This is a genomic window from Brevundimonas huaxiensis (assembly GCF_014218725.1).
GTDB lineage: Bacteria > Pseudomonadota > Alphaproteobacteria > Caulobacterales > Caulobacteraceae > Brevundimonas > Brevundimonas huaxiensis.
The window spans coordinates 297,390-314,025 of the sequence record NZ_JABBJE010000001.1 but is presented as its reverse complement, the minus strand read 5'-3'; the positions used below and the strand labels follow the sequence as shown (position 1 = coordinate 314,025).

The following is a 16,636-nucleotide window of genomic DNA, read 5'->3' as shown; positions in this document are numbered from 1 at the left end:
GGGGAAGTGGCGCGGCGCTTCTTCAGCGCCGTGACGAAGGGGCTCTTGCCTGATCGCCAGCGGCCGGTGGGGCGTCAAGAACCCCTCCACCGCTTCGCGGTCCCCCTCCCCACACGTGGGGCGGAGACGGTCATCGGCCTGTCGCACCCCTGCCCTATCCAAGGCGGATGATCCGTTTCATCCTGTGCGGCCTCGTCCTTCTGACCGGAACGCCAGCCTTGGCTCAGCCCCTGATCATCGCCCACCGCGGCGCGTCTGGCGAACGGCCCGAGCACACGCGTGCGGCCTATGAGCTGGCGATCGAACAGGGCGCGGACGTGATCGAGCCAGATCTGGTGCTGACCAGCGACGGCGTCTTCGTCGATCGGCATGAGAACGAGATCGGCGGCACGACCGACGTGGGCGACCGGCCCGAGTTCGCGGGCCGTCGGACGACCAAAACCATCGACGGGGTCGAGACCACCGGCTGGTTCACCGAAGACTTCACCCTGGCCGAGTTGAAGACCCTGAGGGCCAGGGAGCGATTGCCCGGCTTTCGACCGGGCAGCGCCGCCTATGACGGACAGGAGCCGATCCTGACCTTCGACGAGGTCGTCGTCATCGCGCGCGAGGCCTCGGCGCGGACCGGGCGGACGATCGCCGTGGCGCCGGAGCTGAAACACCCGACCTATTTCGCCGCGATCGGTTTGCCAATGGAGGACGGGTTCGTCGCTGAACTGGAGCGGCTGGGCCTGACGGGCGCCAACGCCCCGATCATCATCCAGTGTTTCGAGGTCGGGCCGCTGGAGCGGTTGGCGACGCGGATCGATGCGCCGCTTGCTCAACTCGTATCGGCCAAGGGCGGACCGGCGGACCGGGCGGACGTGACCTATGCGCAGATGATCACGCCCGAGGGGCTAAGGGCCATCGCCGCCTACGCCGCCTGGGTCGCGCCGGAGATGACCCTGGTCCTGCCGCGCGACGCCGAAGGTCGCACGGCCGCGCCGAGCTCCCTGGTCGCCGACGCCCATGCGGCGGGCCTCGAGGTCGTGGTCTGGACGCTGCGGGCCGAGAACGCCTTCCTGCCGGTCGAGCGACGCAGAGGCGACGACCCGGCCGGGCACGGCGACATGACCGGCTATGCCGCAGCCTTCGCCGCAGCCGGGGTCGATGCGCTGTTCAGCGATTTCCCAGCGCTGGCGCGGCCCCCGGCGCCCTAGTTGCGGAACTGAAGCTCGGCGAGGCGGGCGTACAGGCCGCCTTGGGCGACGAGTTGCTCGTGGGTGCCCTCTTCGACCACGCGGCCGTCGTCCATGACGACGATGCGGTCGGCGCGCAGGACGGTGGCGAGGCGGTGGGCGATGACCAGGGTGGTCCGCTCCTCCATCGCCTGATCGAGGGCGACCTGGACCAGGCGTTCGCTCTCGGCGTCCAGCGCGCTGGTGGCCTCGTCCAACAGCAGGATGGGGGCGTCGCGGACCAGGGCGCGGGCGATGGCCAGGCGCTGGCGCTGGCCGCCCGACAGGCTCTTGCCGCGCTCGCCGAGCGGGGTATCGAACCCTTCCGGCAGGGCGTCGATGAAGCCGAGCGCCTGGGCCTTTTCGGCGACGGCGCGGGCCTCTTCCAGGGTGGTGTTCTCGCGGCCGAAGCGGATGTTTTCCAAGGCCGAGCCCGAGAACAGCGGCGTTTCCTGCGACACCCAGGCGAAGCGGTCGCGCACGGCGACCGGATCGGCCTGGCGCACATCGACGCCGTCGACCGAGACCATGCCGGTCTGCGGATCATAGAAGCGCAGCAGCAGACGGAAGACCGTGGACTTGCCGGCGCCGGACGGGCCGACCAGGGCGACAGTCTCGCCGGGGCGCACGGTCAGGCTGAAGCCCTTCAGGGCCGGCAGATCCGGGCGGCCCGGATAGGCGAAACCGACGGCCGACATCGACACCTCGCCGCGCGGGGGCGTCGGCAGGGCGGTGGCCTGAGGCGGCGGGGCGATGCCGGCGACGGCGCGCATCAGCTCCTCGATCCGCTCCATGGCGCCGGCGGCCTTTTGCACGTCGCCCCAGCTTTCGCCGAGCGCGCCCACGGCGCCCGCCGCGAAGACGGACAGTAGAACGAACTGAAGCAGGGCGCCGGGCGTCATGGCGCCCTTCACCACGTCCTGGGCGCCCAGCCACAGCACCAGAGTGACGCCGCCGAACATGACGACGATGATCAGGGCCGTCATCCAGGCGCGGGCCTGCATCCGGGTCAGCGAGGCGTTGAAGGCGTCCTCGACCGCCGCGCCGAAGCGGGTGATGGCGCTCTGTTCGCGGCCGAAGGCCTGGACCGTCTCGATGGCGTCCACGCTTTCGCCGGCGAAGCCGACGGCGTTGGCGAAGCGGTCCTGAGACGCGACGGTCAGTTTGCGCACCTTGCGGCCGAAGATGAAGATCGGCCCAAGGAGGAAAGGCACGATCAGCAGGACGAAGCCGGTCAATTTGGGACTGACGAAGAACAGCAGGGCCACGCCGCCGATCAGGGTCAAGAAGTTGCGCAGCGCATAGGAGATGGACGTCGTCATCAACGTCTCGACCAGGGCGATGTCCGTGGTCAGGCGCGACAGCACCTCGCCGGTGCGCATATGGGCGTAGAAGGACGGGTCCAGCGTCAGGATGCGGCCGAACAGACCCTTTCGCACATCGGCGATGACGCGCTCGCCCGTTCGGGTGACGAAATAGTAGCGGGCGGCGGTCGCCAGCCCCAGGAACAGGGCGTTGGCGCCCAGCAGCAGGAACCAGATGTTCAGATTGGCGCCGCCGGCCTCGAACCCATGGTCGATGGCCCCGCGCGCCAGGGCGGTCAGGCCCAGCGAAGCGGCGGTGGACAACAGCAGCCAGAAGACCGCCATCAGGGCATGACCCTTGTGGCGCATGGCGAAGGGAATCAGTCGCGCCAACGGGCGGATGTCGCGACGCTTGGCGCGCTTGGCGCCCGCTTCGGACATCTGATCGGCCAGAAGGGCGCCGGCGCTGGGCCGGCCCTCCAGCGACGCCATGCCCGAGGCGCGGTTGGCGGAAGAGGCGGAGGCGGCGGCTTGATCGGTCATTTCGCCCGCCTCTTGCCCCGGAACGCCCCCCGGTGTAAACGCCGCCCCTCATTCCCGCCGGCTTTCTGGCGGGTTTCTCATTTCACGCGCACGGACGGTCGGCATCGTCACCGCGCAGAGACCGGACGACGACCATGAAGGCGGATACCCATCCCGACTACCACTTCATCACCGTGGTGATGACCGACGGCAGCACCTACCAGACCCGTTCGACCTACGGGAAGGAAGGCGACAAGCTGGCCCTCGACATCGACCCGACGACGCACCCGGCCTGGACGGGCGGCAACGCCCAGCTGATGGACCGCGGCGGTCGCGTCTCGCGCTTCAACAACAAGTTCGCCGGCTTCATCAAGAAGTAAGCGCGTCCTGGCTGCGACATCTCGCAGCAATCAGAACACCAAGAGCGTCGGTCGCAAGGCCGGCGCTTTTTGTTTGGTCGGAACACCGATAATGTGGAGGCGTTCGGGTACCAGGGGCGTCGGCCACGCTGGCCGAAGCGATCGAAGAAGCGGAAGACGATGAATAGACGGCAACTGGGTCTGGGCGTCGCGACGGCGGCCATGACCCTTGGCTCGGCGGCGCGCGCGCAGCAGGTGTTCGTGCAGCGCGGACCGGAGGCGACGGCCTTCTACAACAGCTTCAACGACCAGATTTCGCGTCTGCCCGAGACGCAGCAGGCGGATGTGCGCGCCTTCTATGAAATGAACGGCTGGCGGCCGGTGTGGAATGCCGACCGGGTGCGCGCCCTGAATACCGTCGCGGCCGGCGCCAATCGCCATGGTCTGGCGGGCTCCGACTATTTCGACTTCGTGGGACTGGCGGCCGATCCGGCGAGCGCGGACCTGCGGACCACGGCGGCGGCGCTGGCCTACGCGCGCGTCCTGGCCGAGGGCAAGGTGCGGCCCGAGACGGTCGAAGACCTGTGGGAGATGCAGAAGAACCGCGTGGACCTGCCGCGCGGTCTCAGCGACGCCCTGACCCGCAATGTGCTGGGCCAGTGGTATGACGGCCTGGCGCCCACCGACATCGGCTATCAGAATCTGTCGGCCGGCTATGTCCGCTATCGCCGTCTGGCGGCGCAGGGCGGATGGCCTCGTTTCACCCAGGGCGCGACCATCGAGCCGGGCAACAGCGATCGTCGCATCCCCGCCCTGATCGACCGCCTGACGGCTGAGGGCGACCTGTCGGCCGCAGACGGCGCGCGGTTGAAGGCGCAGGGCCTGGTTTACAACGCCGAACTGCAACGCGCGGTGCAGAGCTTCCAGAACCGCCATGGCCTGGGCGCCGACGGACGGATCGGCGCGGGCACCCAGCGCTCGCTGGGCGCCTCGGCCGAGGACCGTGCGCGTCAGATCGCGCTGAACCTGGAGCGCCGTCGCTGGCTGAAGCGCGAGGTCGCGCCCGAGCGGATCGAGGTCAACACCGCCGCCGCCATCATGGTCTATTGGAAGGACGGCAAGCCGGTTCACTCCAACCGCGTCGTGGTCGGCTCGGCCGAGAACCAGACGCCAAGCCTAGAGAAGCCGTTCGCCTCGGTCGTGGCCAATCCGCCCTGGTATGTGCCGGCCGGCATCGCGCGCCGCGAAATCCTGCCCAAGGGGCCGGGCTATCTGGCCGCCAACGACATGTATGTGAAGGACGGCATGGTCATCCAGCGCGCCGGTCCGCGTTCGGCCCTGGGCTATGTGAAGTTCGAGCTGCGCGACAGCTACGCCATCTTCCTGCACGACACGCCGTCGAAGGCCGCCTTCAACCTGTCCACGCGTCAGCGCAGCCACGGCTGCGTGCGGGTGCAGAATGCGGTGGAGTTCGCGCGCCTGCTGCTGTCGCCCGATCCGACCAAGCTGGCCCAGTTCGACACGGCCCAGGACACGCGCGAGACGACGCGCGTGACCACCGGACGCGAGATTTCGGTGCGGCTGCTGTACTGGACCGCCTTCGTGGATGGTCAGGGCCGGGTGGCGTTCCGCGAGGACGTCTATGGCCGCGACGACAAGCTGGCGCAGGCGCTGGGCATCGGCGTCAATCTGCCCAAGCCCATCGACGACGGCCGGGCCGACGCCAACGACGTCGGACCGTAAAGGGGGCGATCAGCCCCTGAAGGCCGCCTCGAGCATGCCCATCTGGCTGAGCACCGGGTTTTCCGGGGCTTGTTCCTGATCGTCTGAATACATACGGCGATCCAGATACAGGGTGCGATCGAACAGCTTTTCCGAACGGACCAGATACTCGATCAGGGCGATCGGCAGTTCGGCGTGGCTGGGCTCGGCGTCGATGCGGCGCTCGTTCAGGCGGTAGCGCGGCTCGCAGGCGGTTTCCGGCGACATGTCGTCCTCGCGCACGGCGCGCTGGACCAAGAGCCAAGAGGCGATCTGCATCAGGCGGGTGGTCAGCTTCATGCTCTCGGCCGCATAGGCCAAGGCGGCGGCGCGCGACAGCATCTTGGAATCGCGACGGCCCTCGCCGTCCAGATAGGCGGCGGTTTCCTCGACCAGCTCCATGCCTTCGCGGAAGGTGCGATCGAACAGCTCGGACCGGGCGAAATCGCGAACGGTGCGGCTGCGGTCAGCGGGTGACGGAGCGGAGGTCATTTGAGCATTGATCATCAGAGAAGGTCGGGTCCGTCCTGCAATCGGCGCCTGGCGGGGCCGTTCGCACGAACGATGCAACGCTCATGCCATGCCAGCGGATCATTCGCGATCACGAACCGAAGTTGAACAGGGCGTCGGCGGCGTTTTTCTTGGAGCGTTTGGTCTCGATCGCGGTGCGCGAGCGCGCGATCTCAGCCTCCAGGGCGGCGATCCGCTCCTGCAAATCCTCGACGGCGTAAACGTCCAGGTCTTCGCGTGACAGGGCCCGCAGCGGTTCGCCGCGTTGCGGGCGGGGTTCAAGATCTTCGAACATCGTCGCCTTCCTTTCGCGCTGTCATGGCCAAGGCGGTCCACGGTCCCTATCTGAACGCCCGGATACGGACGAATGCAAGGCGAGTGCGATGCGCGTGATCGAAATCGAAGGCGGTTCCGGACCGGCCGAGGCCCTGAAGATCGCCGAACGGCCCGATCCCGTGGCGGGGCCGGGTCAGGTGCTGATCCGGGTGCGGGCGGCGGGTGTGAACCGGCCGGACCTGCTTCAACGCACCGGCGCCTACCCCCCTCCCCCCGGCGCGTCGGACATTCTGGGGCTCGAGGTCGCCGGTGAGATCGAGGCCGTCGGAGAGGGCGTGACGCGCTGGACGGTCGGCGACCGGGTCTGTGCCCTGCTGGGCGGCGGCGGCTATGCAGAGCTGGCCGTGGTGGATGCGCGTCACGTCCTGCCGATCCCCGAGGGTCTGGATTACGTAGAGGCCGCCGTGCTGCCGGAAACCGTCTTCACCGTCTTCGCCAATGTGTTCGAGGGCGGTGCCTTGAAGGCCGGCGAGACGTTGCTGATCCACGGAGCGACCAGCGGTATCGGCGTGACGGCCATCGAGATGGCCAAGGCGGCCGGCGCCCGGGTGATCGCCACCTCACGCGGGGCGGACAAGGCCGCAGCCGCCAAGGCGCTGGGCGCGGACATCAGCCTGGACGCCAAGAGCGTGGATCTGGAGGCGCAGATCCGCGAGGCGGGCGGCGCGGATGTGGTTCTGGACATGGTGGGGCGCGACTACGCCGCCCTGAACCTGAACAGTCTGAATGCCGGCGGGCGTTGGGTGGTCATCGCCTCCCTGACCGGCCCCAAGGTCGAGATGGATTTGCAGCGGATCATGCTGAAGCGATTGACCCTGACCGGATCGACGCTGCGCAGCCGCCCGGCGGACGAAAAGGCGCGTCTGACCGCGGCTGTCGAGGCGACCGCCTGGCCGTGGGTGGCATCCGGCAAGGTCAAACCGCCGGTTCAGGCGGTCTTCGCGTTGGAGCAGGCGGCCGATGCGCACGCCGAACTGGAAGCCGGCGGGCACATCGGCAAGATCGTACTGAGCGTCTAGTAGCGACCGCCGCGCACGGGGCGCAGCGACGAGATGTTGTCGTTGAAGCCGCCGTTCAGGAAGCGGACGTCGCCTTCGACGATGCGGCAGCGGCCCCGGAACTCGGCGTCGGTGCAGACTTCCCAGCGGCCTTCGACGCGCATCGAACTGATGCGGTCGTTGAATGGGGTGCGGCCCAGGTTGCGGTCTTCGCTGGTGAACTCACGCGAGGCGCCGCGGAAGTTGGCGTTCTCATAGACGGTGATCGAGGACCGACCCCAGCCACCGCCATTGCCGCCGCCCCAGCCCGGCCCACCATTGCCAGGACCCCAGCCGCCGCCCGGACGACCGGGCTGGCTGTCTTCATAATCGCCACGGAACCGCCCGCAGACCAGCAGGCCGTTGTCGTTGTTGATCTCCTCGCCGCCGCAGCGGTTTAGCTCGATCGACGTGCCGCGCATCCGGCCGCGGGTATCGCGGCAATCGGCATAGAGACGACCGCGATTCACATAGGCTTCCGAACACGACTGGGTGTAGCCGCCGCGCGGGGCGACGCGTTGCTGCGCATAGTCCTGGCCCGAGGCCATCGCTGCGGCCAGAGCCGCGCCAAGCAGAATGGACATGGTGGTTCTCCTCTCCCGAAGCTGAAAAGCTCCATTACCGCGAAGGTTGCGTGAGGGCGGATGAACCGTTGCTGTATGGGATTGTCGGTCAGCGTTTTCTTTTGTGTCGAATAGGCCTATATCGGCATCATACGCGCCCGGTCGAAAGGCCGGGCGCCGTCGTATCCAACGCCAGCCGAAGCCTCATTCGGCGGCTCAACAACACCGGGACGAACGCCCCATGAGCGACATTCTGATGCCCAAGGCCACTGCGGTCTGGCTGGTCGACAACACCTCTCTCAGCTTCGAGCAGATCGCCGACTTCTGCGGCCTGCACCCGCTGGAAGTTCGCGGCATCGCCGACGGCGACGTGGCGCGCGATATCCGCGGCGTGGATCCCGTGACCGGCGGCCAGCTGACCCGCGAAGAACTGGACAAGGCCCAGGGCGACGAAAACTACCGGATGAAGGCGATCGTCAGCCGCCACGCCGAACTGCTGAAGTCGGCCAAGCCGGCGCCGAAATATACGCCCGTGTCGCGTCGCCAGGACCGCCCCGACGCCATCGCCTGGTTCGTGCGCAACCACCCCGAGGTGACTGACGCCCAGATCGCCAAGATGCTGGGCACGACCAAGTCCACCATCGAGAGCGTGCGCAACCGCACCCACTGGAACAGCGCCAATATCAAGCCGGTCGACCCGGTGACCCTCGGCCTGGTCGGCCAGCTGGCGCTGGACGAGATCGTCAAGAAGGCCGCCGACAAGAAGGCCAAGGACGACCTGAAGAACGGCGGCGGCACGATCCAGCCCGTCGAACAGGTCGAGGCCGAGCCTGAGTTCGTGCCGGAAGCCCGCCAACGTCCCGGCGCCGAGCCGACGGCGGAATCGGTGTTCGGCACCAAGGACTGATCCGCTTTTGCGCAACGAAAACGGCCCCGGAGAGCGATCTCCGGGGCCGTCGTCGTTTTCAGGGAGGTCTGCGCTAGGTCGCGCGCGCCTCCAGACTGGTGATTTCTTCCTTCAGCCGAAGCTTCTTCTGCTTCAGCGCCCTGACCTGCAACGGATCCGTGGACGGGCGGGTAAGTTCCTTCTGGATGGTCTCATCCAGGGTGCGATGACGATTACCCAGTTCGCGAATACGAGCCTCGATGGTCATGGCTTGCGCCTCCTTTGGTTAGGGACCAGTAGAGTGAGCGCCCGGTTTGGCGCGCTGTGTAATCACTTTCCAGTGACAGCCCGTCGCTCCGGACCCGAAGGAGGCTGACCCGCAAAATGGACGATGATGTGAACGGAGCCATACGGAACCCGCCCGCCAGACTGGTGATCGGAATTTCAGGGGCTTCCGGCGCCGTCTATGGCACCCGGGTGCTGGACGCATTGAAAGATTTAGGCGTCGAAAGCCATCTGGTCGTGACCAAGGCCGCCCTGCTCACATTGTCGCAGGAGACCGACCTGTCGCCCGACGAACTGACGGCCAAGGCGTCGGTGGTTCACAAGCTAGGCGACGTGGGGGCGACGATCGCCTCCGGCTCGTTCCGCACCCTGGGCATGATCGTGGCGCCCTGCTCGATCAAGACGATGAGCGAGATCGCGACGGGCGTGACCTCGACCCTGCTGACGCGGGCGGCGGACGTGACGCTGAAGGAGCGGCGACCGCTGGTGCTGATGGTGCGCGAAACGCCGTTCCACCTGGGCCACCTGCGCACCATGACCGCCCTGGCCGAAATGGGCGCGACCATCGCCCCGCCCCTGCCCGCGCTTTACGCCCGGCCGAGCTCGATCATGGAGATGGTCGATCAGTCGGTGGGTCGGACGCTGGACCTGTTCGGCCTGGATTGGGGCGCGGTGCGGCGCTGGGAAGGCCTGAAGTCATGAGGCTGTGGGACTGGGCTGTCGCCGCCTATGGCGCGCCGGGCGTTGGAGAGGCGTGTCTGGCGCTGCAGGACAGCCACGACCAGAACGTGCCCTTGCTGCTGTGGTCCGCCTGGGTCGCGGCGACGGGCCGAAAACCTGACGAAGAGACGATCGAGGCGGCCTGCGACACCGCCCGAGCCTGGCACAACGTCGTGGTCGCCCCGTTGCGTTCGGTGCGGCGGATCCTGAAGGCGCCGGTCCCCGATATCGACGACGGCCCGCGCGAGAGCGTGCGCAACCGCATCAAGGCGCTGGAGCTGGAAGCGGAGCGGCATTTGCTGGACGCGCTGGAGGCGCTGGCGCCCGAACCCGGCGGGCCGGCCCGCCCGATCATCGACGGCCTGGCGGCCACGGTCCGGATGTGGGCGGACGTCACCCCGCGTCCTGCCCTGATCCGGCTTGCAGACGCCCTTCCGACCTGAGATCAGCGTGGCTATAAGCGGCCTGAGACGAGCGGCGTGGAGATGACACGATGAACGACGACACGCCTGCCATCACTGAGGAAATGGCCGAGCTTCAGGCGCGGGTGAACCATCTGCGGCAGGAACACGCCGACCTGGACGCCTCGATCGAAGCCCTGGGTCAGGCCGCCATTCCAGACCAGCTGATGATCGCCCGGCTGAAGCGCAAGAAGCTGGCGCTGAAGGACGAGATCGTGAAGCTGGAAGACCGCATCCTGCCCGACATCATCGCCTGATCTGGCCGGGCGGGCCGCCGGTTCCGCCCTGCGACCATCCGCCGCCCTGCCCTAGCCCCAAAGTCGCCAAAGCCCGCAGGCATAAGCCGCCCTCCCACGGAACGCCGTGCGCTGTCGGGGCGCCGCTTCCTTCATTCCAGAGCGTAGAGACGCTGGAGAGGCCGCCGAATGCGACGCCTGCTGTCCAACGCGCCGATGGCGCGGTGCAAAACCCTGTTGATCCACTCCGGCCAGACGGCCGCCTTCGCCGCCGTGGCCGTTTTCGCCGCCGCCGCCGCGCCCAACGCCGCGCGCGAGGCCGCCTTGCCGCCGCCGACCCAGATCGCCGCGCCGGTGTCGCCGCCCCTGAAGGCCGAGGTCGAGAAGGCAGGTCCGATCACGCGCCAGATCGCCTTCACCGCCCCGGTGCGCGGCTATGCGATCAACTCGCCGTTCGGCCTGCGCAAACTGGCCATCGAAGCCAAGGCGCGCGCGCACAAGGGCGTGGATATCGCCGCACCGAAGGGCACGACCGTCTTCACCGCCGCCGAGGGCGAAGTCATCCGCACGGGCTATGACCCCGAGGGCTATGGCAACTTCATCGAGGTGCGCCACCCCAACGGCATGAGCACCCTGTACGGCCACCTCAGCCGGATCGATGTCGCGAACGGCGATGCGGTCGCGCCCGGTCAACGCATCGGTCTGGTCGGCTCCACCGGCTATTCCACCGGCCCGCACCTGCATTTCGAGGTCCGTCGCGGCGGCGCGCAGGTCAATCCCACCAAGGTGGTCGATCGCCATTTCGAAGTGACGGTGAAGGCCAAGGCCTGACGCGCATTACGTTGCGACAGGCGCGACAAACGTCCTAGTGTCCCCTCTCGTTCTGGGAGGGATGAATATGAACAAGATCGTCGCCGCCGTCGTCGCGGGCCTGTTGGCCGCCACGCCCATCGCCGCCTCGGCGCAGGACTACGGGCGCTACAGCGACGCCGCCGCACAGACCGAGCTGTCGCGCCTGGCGGATGTGCAGATGGCGGTCATGGTGCCGATGCGCGACGGCGTGGGGCTGGCCACCAATGTCTATCGCCCCAAGAACGCATCCGGCCCCCTGCCGACGGTGTTCGTCCGCACGCCCTATAACGAGCTGGCCTACAACGCCCGCACCACGCGTTCGGCCCTGAGCTGGGTCAGCAAGGGCTATGCCTTCGTCATCCAGAACGAGCGGGGACGGTATTTCTCGGGTGGCGACTATCAGATCCTGGGCTATCCCCAGACCGACGGCTATGACGCCCTGACGTGGATCGCGGCCCAGCCCTGGTCGAACGGCAAGGTCGGCACCCTGGGCTGTTCGTCGTCCGCCGAATGGCAGCTGGCCCTGGCGGCCCAGAACCACCCCGCCCACGCCGCCATGGTGCCCCAGGCTTCGGGCGCCGGCATCGGCAAGGTCGGCCGGTTCCAGGAACAGGGCAACTGGTACACCGGGGGCGTGCCGCGCAATTTGTTCTTCGTGTGGCTGTACGGCGTGGACAATCCGCAGCGCGCCCAGATCCCGATGGATCTCGATCAGGAAACCCGCGCCCGCATCGTTCGCTACAACGATCTGGACGCCAAGAAGCCGGATGTGAACTGGCCCAGCCAGATCCGGCATCTGCCGGTCAACGAGATGCTGAAGGACCTGGGGGAGCCGGCCGGCACGTTCGAGGAACTGATCGCGCGCACCCCGTCCGATCCGGCCTGGCGTCAGGGCGGCCTGTATCACGACGACATGGGCTGGGGCGTGCCGTCCCTGTGGTTCAACAGCTGGTATGACGTCTCGATCGGGCCGAACATGGAGCTGTTCAACCACGCCCGGTCCACGACCCAGGATCGCGAGGCGGTCGAGAACCAGTATGTCGTGGTCGGCCCCAACAACCACTGCGCCTTTGCGGGCCTGGGGCCGAACTACAAGTCGGGCGACCGGCCGCTGGGCGACGCCACCTTCGACAGCGACGCCCTGGTGCACGCCTGGTTCGACCGCTGGCTGAAGGGCGAGCGCCACGCCTTCCCCGAGAGCACGCCGCATGTGCAGTATTTCAACATGGGCGAAAACGCCTGGCGCACGGCCGCGCAGTGGCCCCCGGCCGGGGTCAGGACGGTGCGGATGTATCTGCGCTCGGGCGGCGGGGCCAACAGCCTGAATGGCGACGGCCTGCTGAGTCTTCAGGCGCCGCCCGCCGGCGAGCCGGCCGACCGCTATCGCTATGATCCGATGAACCCGGTCCAGACCATCGGCGGCGGCGATTGCTGCAACGGCGGGCTGGTCACGGCCGGGGCCTTCGATCAGCGGCCGATCGAGGCGCGCAACGACGTGCTGGTCTATACGTCGGAAGCGCTGACCGAGCCGATGCAGGTCACCGGCTTCATCGATGCGGTGCTGAAGGTGTCGTCCTCTGCGCTCGACACCGATTTCGCGGTCAAGCTGGTGGATGTGGCGCCGGACGGCACGGCCTATATCCTGGGCGATACCATCATGCGGGCGCGCTATCGCAACGGCTATGACCGTCCCGCGCCCCTGACGCCGGGCCAGGTGGCGACGGTGCAGCCCACGCCGCTGACCATCAGCAACACCTTCCAGCCCGGTCACCGCATCCGGGTCGAAGTCACCAGCTCCAACTTCCCCAAGTTCGTGCGCAACCTGAACACGGGCGGACCGAACGAGACCGAGAGCCAAGGCGTGATCGCCGACAACGCCATCCATCACGCGGGTGACGACGCCTCCTATATCGACCTGCCTGTGGTGAAATAGGCGCCCCTGCGCCGAAGTCGCTGGCGTCCCCTGTCGTCGGATTCTAGTCTGACGACAGGGATTTGGGAGGCGACATGGCGGCGTTGACGCTGGATGGGGTGAACAAGCGATACGGCGATTTCCACGCCGTGCGCGATCTGAGTTTTCAGGTCGAGAAGGGGTCGATCTGCGGCTTTCTGGGACCGAACGGGGCAGGCAAGACCTCGAGCCTGCGGATGATCCTGGGGTTGCAGCCGGCGACGTCGGGGCGGATCGAAATCCTGGGCGCCGACGACGGGCGCAAGGTGCGCGACCGGATCGGTTTCCTGCCTGAGGAGCGCGGTCTTTATAAGAAGATGACGCCTGTCGAGGCCATCGCCTTCTTCGGCGCGCTGAAAGGCCTGCCGGTCGCCGAGGGCCGCAAGCGCGCCAAGACCCTGCTGGAGCAGCAGGGGCTCGGCGAGGCGCAGAAAAAGAAGATGAAGGAGCTGTCCAAGGGGATGGCGCAGAAGGTGCAGCTGATCGCCTCGGTCGTGCATCAGCCCGAGTTCGTCATCCTGGACGAGCCCTTCTCCGGTCTGGACCCCATGAACCAGCAGGGCCTGGAGGCGATGATTCGCGGGCTGGCCGCGAACGGCGCCACGGTGCTGTTCTCCACCCATGTGATGCAGCATGCCGAGCGGCTGTGCGACAAGGTCGTGCTGCTGGCGCGTGGCAAGAAGGCGTTCGAGGGGACAGTGGATCAGGCCAAGGCCACCTCGCCGCGCTTCCTGGATCTGGACGGCGCGATCAGCGCGGACGCCGCTGCCGCCCTGCCCGGCGTGGCGGGCGTCGAGACCCTGTCCGACGTGGACGGCGTGCGTCGCCTGAAGATCGCCCTGGTGCCCGGTGCCGGGGGCCAGGACACCTTGAAGACGGCCTTCCTGAACGGCCTGGACGTGCGTGGCTTCGCGCTGAAGGAGCCGACGCTGCACGACGCCTTCATCGGCCTGACCGGCGACCATCCCGACCAACCCGTTGCATCCGTGGAGGCTGTCCGATGAACCGCACTCTGTTGATCGCGCGACGCGAATATGTCGCCTACGCCAAGACCGTCGGCTTCTGGCTGTCGCTTCTGGCTTTTCCCCTGTTCGCCGTGCTGGGCGGCGGCATTCCGGCGCTGATCAAGGCCTCCGAGCCGATCAAGTCGGTGGCGGTGATCGAGGAAGGCCCGAATGCGACAGGTCTGGCGGCCGCCGTCCGCGTCTCGTTGCAAGCCGATGTGGATCGTCAGAACGAGCGCCTGCGCGAAGCCGCCGAAAAGGGACAGGCGGGCGCCGGGCGCGCCGTCGCCTCCATCACCGGCCCCAAGATCCGTCTGGTCGACGCGCCGCCCGCCATCGCCGACGCCGTCGGCCCGGCCCGTGACGAGGCGATCCGCAAGGCGCTGGACAAGCAGACCTCGAAGGCCAGACGCCTCGACGCCGTGGTCTTCCTGAGCCGCACGGATGGCAAGCCCGCCGCCCAGGTCTGGACCGCGCGTGCGACCGACAACGACGTTTCCAGCTTCGTCCGCAACGCCCTGCGCGATGCACGGCGCACGGAACTTCTGACCGCCGCCGGGGTCGCCCCGGCCGTGGCGCAGGAGGTTCAGACCTTCCGGCCCGAAGTGAAGTCCTTCTCGCCCAGCGCAGCGAGCGGTGGCGAGGTGTCGATGCGTGACCGGATCCCGTCCTTCATCGGCCTGGGCGTCGGCTTCCTCTTGTGGTCACTGGTCATCACCGGCGCCTCCATCCTGCTGAACAGCGTGATGGAGGAGAAGTCGAACAAGATCCTGGAGGTGCTGCTGTCCTCGGCCTCAGCGACCGAAATCCTGACGGGCAAGGTGCTGGGCGTGGCGCTGCTGACCCTGACGGTCATGGGGGTCTGGGGCGGGATCGGCGCCTTCACCCTGATCTCGGCCTCGCCCGAGACGGCGGCGACGGTCGGACAGGTGCTGCTGCACGACGGCCTGATCTTCTATTTCATCGCCTATATGGTCGGCGGCTATCTGATGTATGCGGTGCTGTTCGCCGCCATCGGCGCCTTCTGCGAGACGCCACGCGACGCCCAGACCCTGATGGGGCCGATCATGATGATCCTGGTCGTGCCGATCCTGGTGATGCAGATGGCCCTGACCAGTCCGGATGCGCCGGTGGTCAAGGTGTTGTCCTGGATCCCCTTCTTCACCCCCTTCCTGATGAGCGCGCGCGCGCCCAGCGATCCGCCGCTGGTGGAGGTGATTCTGACGCTGATCGGCATGTTCGCGACCGCCGCCTTCATGGTGTGGATCGCCGGGCGGGCCTTCCGCGCCGGGGCGCTGTCAGACGTGAAGCTGAGCTGGAAGAGCTTCGGTCGGGCCATCACCGGGCCGGCTTAGTCGGCACGGTTGTCTCCTCCCCGTCGCACCGCGATGGGGAGGTGGCGCGGCGCTTCTTCCGTCAAAACTTGAAGAGCCCTGCCCCACGCTCCGCAGAAACGAAACGCAAAGAAAAAGGCCGCTTCCCGGAGGAAGCGGCCTTAAATCTTTCGGCTTTCGCCGGTGTCTTAACGACCGCCGGGAACGCGCGGCTTCGGCGCGGGCAGCAGGCCCTCGCGCTGCATGCGCTTGCGCGCCAGCTTGCGGGCGCGACGGATGGCTTCAGCCTTCTGACGGGCGCGCTTTTCCGAGGGCTTCTCGAAGTGCACGTGGCGCTTCATTTCACGGAAGCTGCCCTCGCGCTGCATCTTCTTCTTCAGGGCTTTCAGCGCTTGGTCGACGTTGTTGTCGCGAACGAAAATCTGAACCAGGTTAAACTCTCCTTTGGCCGCCCGCCGCGTCCTGTGAGGGAGACGGGCGAACAAAATAAAATCGTCTTCCGACAGCCGGGCTCTCGGATGAAGGCGCGCTGATACACGAGCCGCCCCCTTCTGTCCAGATCGTCGCGACCATTCTTCAAGGCTCGAAACGCCATGACGACCGGCGTATGATCGCCCTTATGACCGAGACGACAGACTGGGCCGACCGGACCGAACAGACCGTGCTGGACGCCGCCATCGCCCGCGCGCCCGCATTGGGCTGGAACGCGCGTCTGGTGCGCGAAGCCTGCGAGGCGTGCGGCCTGTCGCAGGGCGACGAGGAACTGCTGCTGCCTAACGGCGCGCGCGATCTGGCGGCCCTGCTGTCGCGCCGCCATGATGCGCGAGCGCTGGCGGCTCTGGGTGAGATCGACGCCAAGTCGCTGAAGATTCGTGAGCGAGTCGCGCGCGCCGTGTCCGAGCGGATGGAGGCGGGCGCCGCCGATCTGGAGGCCACGCGTCGCTGCGCCGCCTTCCTGGCCCTGCCCGTCAACGCCGATCTAGGACTGAAACTGGCCTGGGAGAGCGCGGATCATCTGTGGCGCTGGTCCGGGGACGAGGCGACCGACTGGAATCACTATTCGAAGCGGACGATCCTGTCGGGCATCCTGATTCCCGCCCTGACCCTGCGCTGGTTCGACGGCCGCGAAACGGCCGAAGCTTTCGTCGCCCGCCGGATCGAAAACGTCATGGCCTTCGAGAAGTTTAAGGCGGGCAAGGATTTCGACGCGCCGTTCCGAAAGGTCAGCGATGCGTTGAGCCGCATGCGGTATGGAGCGAGGGTGTAAGGCGAACGCGTCAAGGTTGCCGACGAGCGCA

General features: G+C 67.4%; 19 protein-coding genes. 13 read left to right on the top strand and 6 right to left on the bottom strand.

Annotated features, from left to right (window positions below):
• Window positions 1-167 precede the first annotated feature (167 nt).
• The gene (locus HF680_RS01570) at window positions 168-1,199 is read left to right on the top strand and encodes a glycerophosphodiester phosphodiesterase (protein WP_045810270.1); all 1,032 of its coding nucleotides are present in this window, start codon (window positions 168-170) and stop codon (window positions 1,197-1,199) included.
• Here HF680_RS01570 and HF680_RS01565 read toward each other — a convergent pair.
• Window positions 1,196-3,064: an ABC transporter transmembrane domain-containing protein gene (locus tag HF680_RS01565; protein WP_045810271.1), complete on the bottom strand. Its 1,869-nt coding sequence runs from the start codon at window positions 3,062-3,064 to the stop codon at window positions 1,196-1,198. The genes HF680_RS01570 and HF680_RS01565 overlap by 4 nt on opposite strands.
• A 134-nt stretch (window positions 3,065-3,198) precedes the next feature.
• On the opposite strand from HF680_RS01565, the gene rpmE reads away from it, so the two are divergent.
• Window positions 3,199-3,423, top strand: a complete 225-nt coding sequence (rpmE, locus tag HF680_RS01560; RefSeq protein ID WP_039245294.1) for a 50S ribosomal protein L31 — start codon at window positions 3,199-3,201, stop codon at window positions 3,421-3,423.
• Window positions 3,424-3,582: 159 nt separating this feature from the next.
• A complete protein-coding gene (locus tag HF680_RS01555; RefSeq protein WP_039245296.1) occupies window positions 3,583-5,145 on the top strand; it encodes a L,D-transpeptidase family protein in 1,563 nt (520 codons plus the stop codon).
• A 9-nt stretch (window positions 5,146-5,154) separates the two neighbouring features.
• On the opposite strand, the gene rcdA is transcribed toward HF680_RS01555, so the two are convergent.
• Window positions 5,155-5,655 (bottom strand): protease adaptor protein RcdA, encoded by a 501-nt coding sequence (gene rcdA / locus HF680_RS01550; protein ID WP_039245668.1) that lies wholly within the window; start codon window positions 5,653-5,655, stop codon window positions 5,155-5,157.
• A 109-nt stretch (window positions 5,656-5,764) separates the two neighbouring features.
• Window positions 5,765-5,968 (bottom strand): DUF1192 domain-containing protein, encoded by a 204-nt coding sequence (locus HF680_RS01545; protein ID WP_185223881.1) that lies wholly within the window; start codon window positions 5,966-5,968, stop codon window positions 5,765-5,767.
• An 88-nt stretch (window positions 5,969-6,056) separates the two neighbouring features.
• Here HF680_RS01545 and HF680_RS01540 point away from each other — a divergent pair, with 88 nt between their 5' ends.
• Window positions 6,057-7,028: an NAD(P)H-quinone oxidoreductase gene (locus HF680_RS01540; protein ID WP_185223880.1), complete on the top strand. Its 972-nt coding sequence runs from the start codon at window positions 6,057-6,059 to the stop codon at window positions 7,026-7,028.
• Here HF680_RS01540 and HF680_RS01535 read toward each other — a convergent pair.
• The gene (locus tag HF680_RS01535) at window positions 7,025-7,630 is read right to left on the bottom strand and encodes a beta/gamma crystallin-related protein (protein ID WP_045810275.1); all 606 of its coding nucleotides are present in this window, start codon (window positions 7,628-7,630) and stop codon (window positions 7,025-7,027) included. The genes HF680_RS01540 and HF680_RS01535 overlap by 4 nt on opposite strands.
• 220 nt (window positions 7,631-7,850) lie before the next feature.
• Here HF680_RS01535 and HF680_RS01530 point away from each other — a divergent pair, with 220 nt between their 5' ends.
• Window positions 7,851-8,516 carry a DUF1013 domain-containing protein gene (locus tag HF680_RS01530; RefSeq protein WP_039245300.1) on the top strand — a complete coding sequence of 222 codons (666 nt, stop codon included), beginning with the start codon at window positions 7,851-7,853 and terminating at the stop codon, window positions 8,514-8,516.
• Window positions 8,517-8,589: 73 nt separating this feature from the next.
• On the opposite strand, the gene HF680_RS01525 is transcribed toward HF680_RS01530, so the two are convergent.
• A complete protein-coding gene (locus HF680_RS01525; protein WP_017505994.1) occupies window positions 8,590-8,763 on the bottom strand; it encodes a YdcH family protein in 174 nt (57 codons plus the stop codon).
• Between the two features lie 116 nt (window positions 8,764-8,879).
• Here HF680_RS01525 and HF680_RS01520 point away from each other — a divergent pair, with 116 nt between their 5' ends.
• The 7 genes from HF680_RS01520 (at window position 8,880) to HF680_RS01490 (ending at window position 15,359) form a co-directional block, all read left to right on the top strand.
• Window positions 8,880-9,482, top strand: a complete 603-nt coding sequence (locus HF680_RS01520; protein WP_185223879.1) for a UbiX family flavin prenyltransferase — start codon at window positions 8,880-8,882, stop codon at window positions 9,480-9,482.
• On the top strand, window positions 9,479-9,943 hold the full coding sequence (locus tag HF680_RS01515; protein ID WP_185223878.1) for a TIGR02444 family protein: 465 nt from the start codon (window positions 9,479-9,481) through the stop codon (window positions 9,941-9,943). Before HF680_RS01520 ends, HF680_RS01515 begins: the two co-directional genes overlap by 4 nt.
• A 50-nt stretch (window positions 9,944-9,993) precedes the next feature.
• On the top strand, window positions 9,994-10,218 hold the full coding sequence (locus HF680_RS01510) for a YdcH family protein (RefSeq protein WP_017505991.1): 225 nt from the start codon (window positions 9,994-9,996) through the stop codon (window positions 10,216-10,218).
• 168 nt (window positions 10,219-10,386) lie between these two features.
• Window positions 10,387-11,028 (top strand): M23 family metallopeptidase, encoded by a 642-nt coding sequence (locus HF680_RS01505; RefSeq protein WP_045810279.1) that lies wholly within the window; start codon window positions 10,387-10,389, stop codon window positions 11,026-11,028.
• Between the two features lie 67 nt (window positions 11,029-11,095).
• On the top strand, window positions 11,096-12,982 hold the full coding sequence (locus HF680_RS01500) for a CocE/NonD family hydrolase (RefSeq protein WP_235968806.1): 1,887 nt from the start codon (window positions 11,096-11,098) through the stop codon (window positions 12,980-12,982).
• 74 nt (window positions 12,983-13,056) lie between these two features.
• The gene (locus tag HF680_RS01495) at window positions 13,057-14,004 is read left to right on the top strand and encodes an ABC transporter ATP-binding protein (RefSeq protein WP_185223876.1); all 948 of its coding nucleotides are present in this window, start codon (window positions 13,057-13,059) and stop codon (window positions 14,002-14,004) included.
• Window positions 14,001-15,359 (top strand): ABC transporter permease, encoded by a 1,359-nt coding sequence (locus HF680_RS01490; protein ID WP_185223875.1) that lies wholly within the window; start codon window positions 14,001-14,003, stop codon window positions 15,357-15,359. Before HF680_RS01495 ends, HF680_RS01490 begins: the two co-directional genes overlap by 4 nt.
• Window positions 15,360-15,526: 167 nt before the next feature.
• Here the strand turns inward: HF680_RS01490 and rpsU are convergent, their stop codons facing one another.
• On the bottom strand, window positions 15,527-15,769 hold the full coding sequence (rpsU, locus tag HF680_RS01485) for a 30S ribosomal protein S21 (protein ID WP_026108547.1): 243 nt from the start codon (window positions 15,767-15,769) through the stop codon (window positions 15,527-15,529).
• A 188-nt stretch (window positions 15,770-15,957) separates the two neighbouring features.
• Between rpsU and HF680_RS01480 the strand changes: the two genes are divergently transcribed.
• Window positions 15,958-16,605 (top strand): COQ9 family protein, encoded by a 648-nt coding sequence (locus tag HF680_RS01480; RefSeq protein WP_185223874.1) that lies wholly within the window; start codon window positions 15,958-15,960, stop codon window positions 16,603-16,605.
• Window positions 16,606-16,636: the final 31 nt, after the last annotated feature.

Bases quoted from the DNA above. Each gene is read 5' to 3' on its own strand.
- HF680_RS01500 (WP_235968806.1), top strand. From the start codon at position 11,096: ATGAACAAGATCGTCGCCGCCGTCGTCGCGGGCCTGTTGGCCGCCACG.
- rpmE (WP_039245294.1), top strand. From the start codon at position 3,199: ATGAAGGCGGATACCCATCCCGACTACCACTTCATCACCGTGGTGATG.
- HF680_RS01555 (WP_039245296.1), top strand. From the start codon at position 3,583: ATGAATAGACGGCAACTGGGTCTGGGCGTCGCGACGGCGGCCATGACC.
- HF680_RS01535 (WP_045810275.1), bottom strand. From the start codon at position 7,630: ATGTCCATTCTGCTTGGCGCGGCTCTGGCCGCAGCGATGGCCTCGGGC.
- HF680_RS01565 (WP_045810271.1), bottom strand. From the start codon at position 3,064: ATGACCGATCAAGCCGCCGCCTCCGCCTCTTCCGCCAACCGCGCCTCG.
- HF680_RS01545 (WP_185223881.1), bottom strand. From the start codon at position 5,968: ATGTTCGAAGATCTTGAACCCCGCCCGCAACGCGGCGAACCGCTGCGG.
- HF680_RS01570 (WP_045810270.1), top strand. From the start codon at position 168: ATGATCCGTTTCATCCTGTGCGGCCTCGTCCTTCTGACCGGAACGCCA.
- HF680_RS01495 (WP_185223876.1), top strand. From the start codon at position 13,057: ATGGCGGCGTTGACGCTGGATGGGGTGAACAAGCGATACGGCGATTTC.
- HF680_RS01520 (WP_185223879.1), top strand. From the start codon at position 8,880: ATGGACGATGATGTGAACGGAGCCATACGGAACCCGCCCGCCAGACTG.
- HF680_RS01510 (WP_017505991.1), top strand. From the start codon at position 9,994: ATGAACGACGACACGCCTGCCATCACTGAGGAAATGGCCGAGCTTCAG.
- rcdA (WP_039245668.1), bottom strand. From the start codon at position 5,655: ATGACCTCCGCTCCGTCACCCGCTGACCGCAGCCGCACCGTTCGCGAT.
- HF680_RS01480 (WP_185223874.1), top strand. From the start codon at position 15,958: ATGACCGAGACGACAGACTGGGCCGACCGGACCGAACAGACCGTGCTG.
- HF680_RS01490 (WP_185223875.1), top strand. From the start codon at position 14,001: ATGAACCGCACTCTGTTGATCGCGCGACGCGAATATGTCGCCTACGCC.
- HF680_RS01530 (WP_039245300.1), top strand. From the start codon at position 7,851: ATGAGCGACATTCTGATGCCCAAGGCCACTGCGGTCTGGCTGGTCGAC.
- HF680_RS01505 (WP_045810279.1), top strand. From the start codon at position 10,387: ATGCGACGCCTGCTGTCCAACGCGCCGATGGCGCGGTGCAAAACCCTG.
- HF680_RS01540 (WP_185223880.1), top strand. From the start codon at position 6,057: ATGCGCGTGATCGAAATCGAAGGCGGTTCCGGACCGGCCGAGGCCCTG.
- HF680_RS01515 (WP_185223878.1), top strand. From the start codon at position 9,479: ATGAGGCTGTGGGACTGGGCTGTCGCCGCCTATGGCGCGCCGGGCGTT.
- HF680_RS01525 (WP_017505994.1), bottom strand. From the start codon at position 8,763: ATGACCATCGAGGCTCGTATTCGCGAACTGGGTAATCGTCATCGCACC.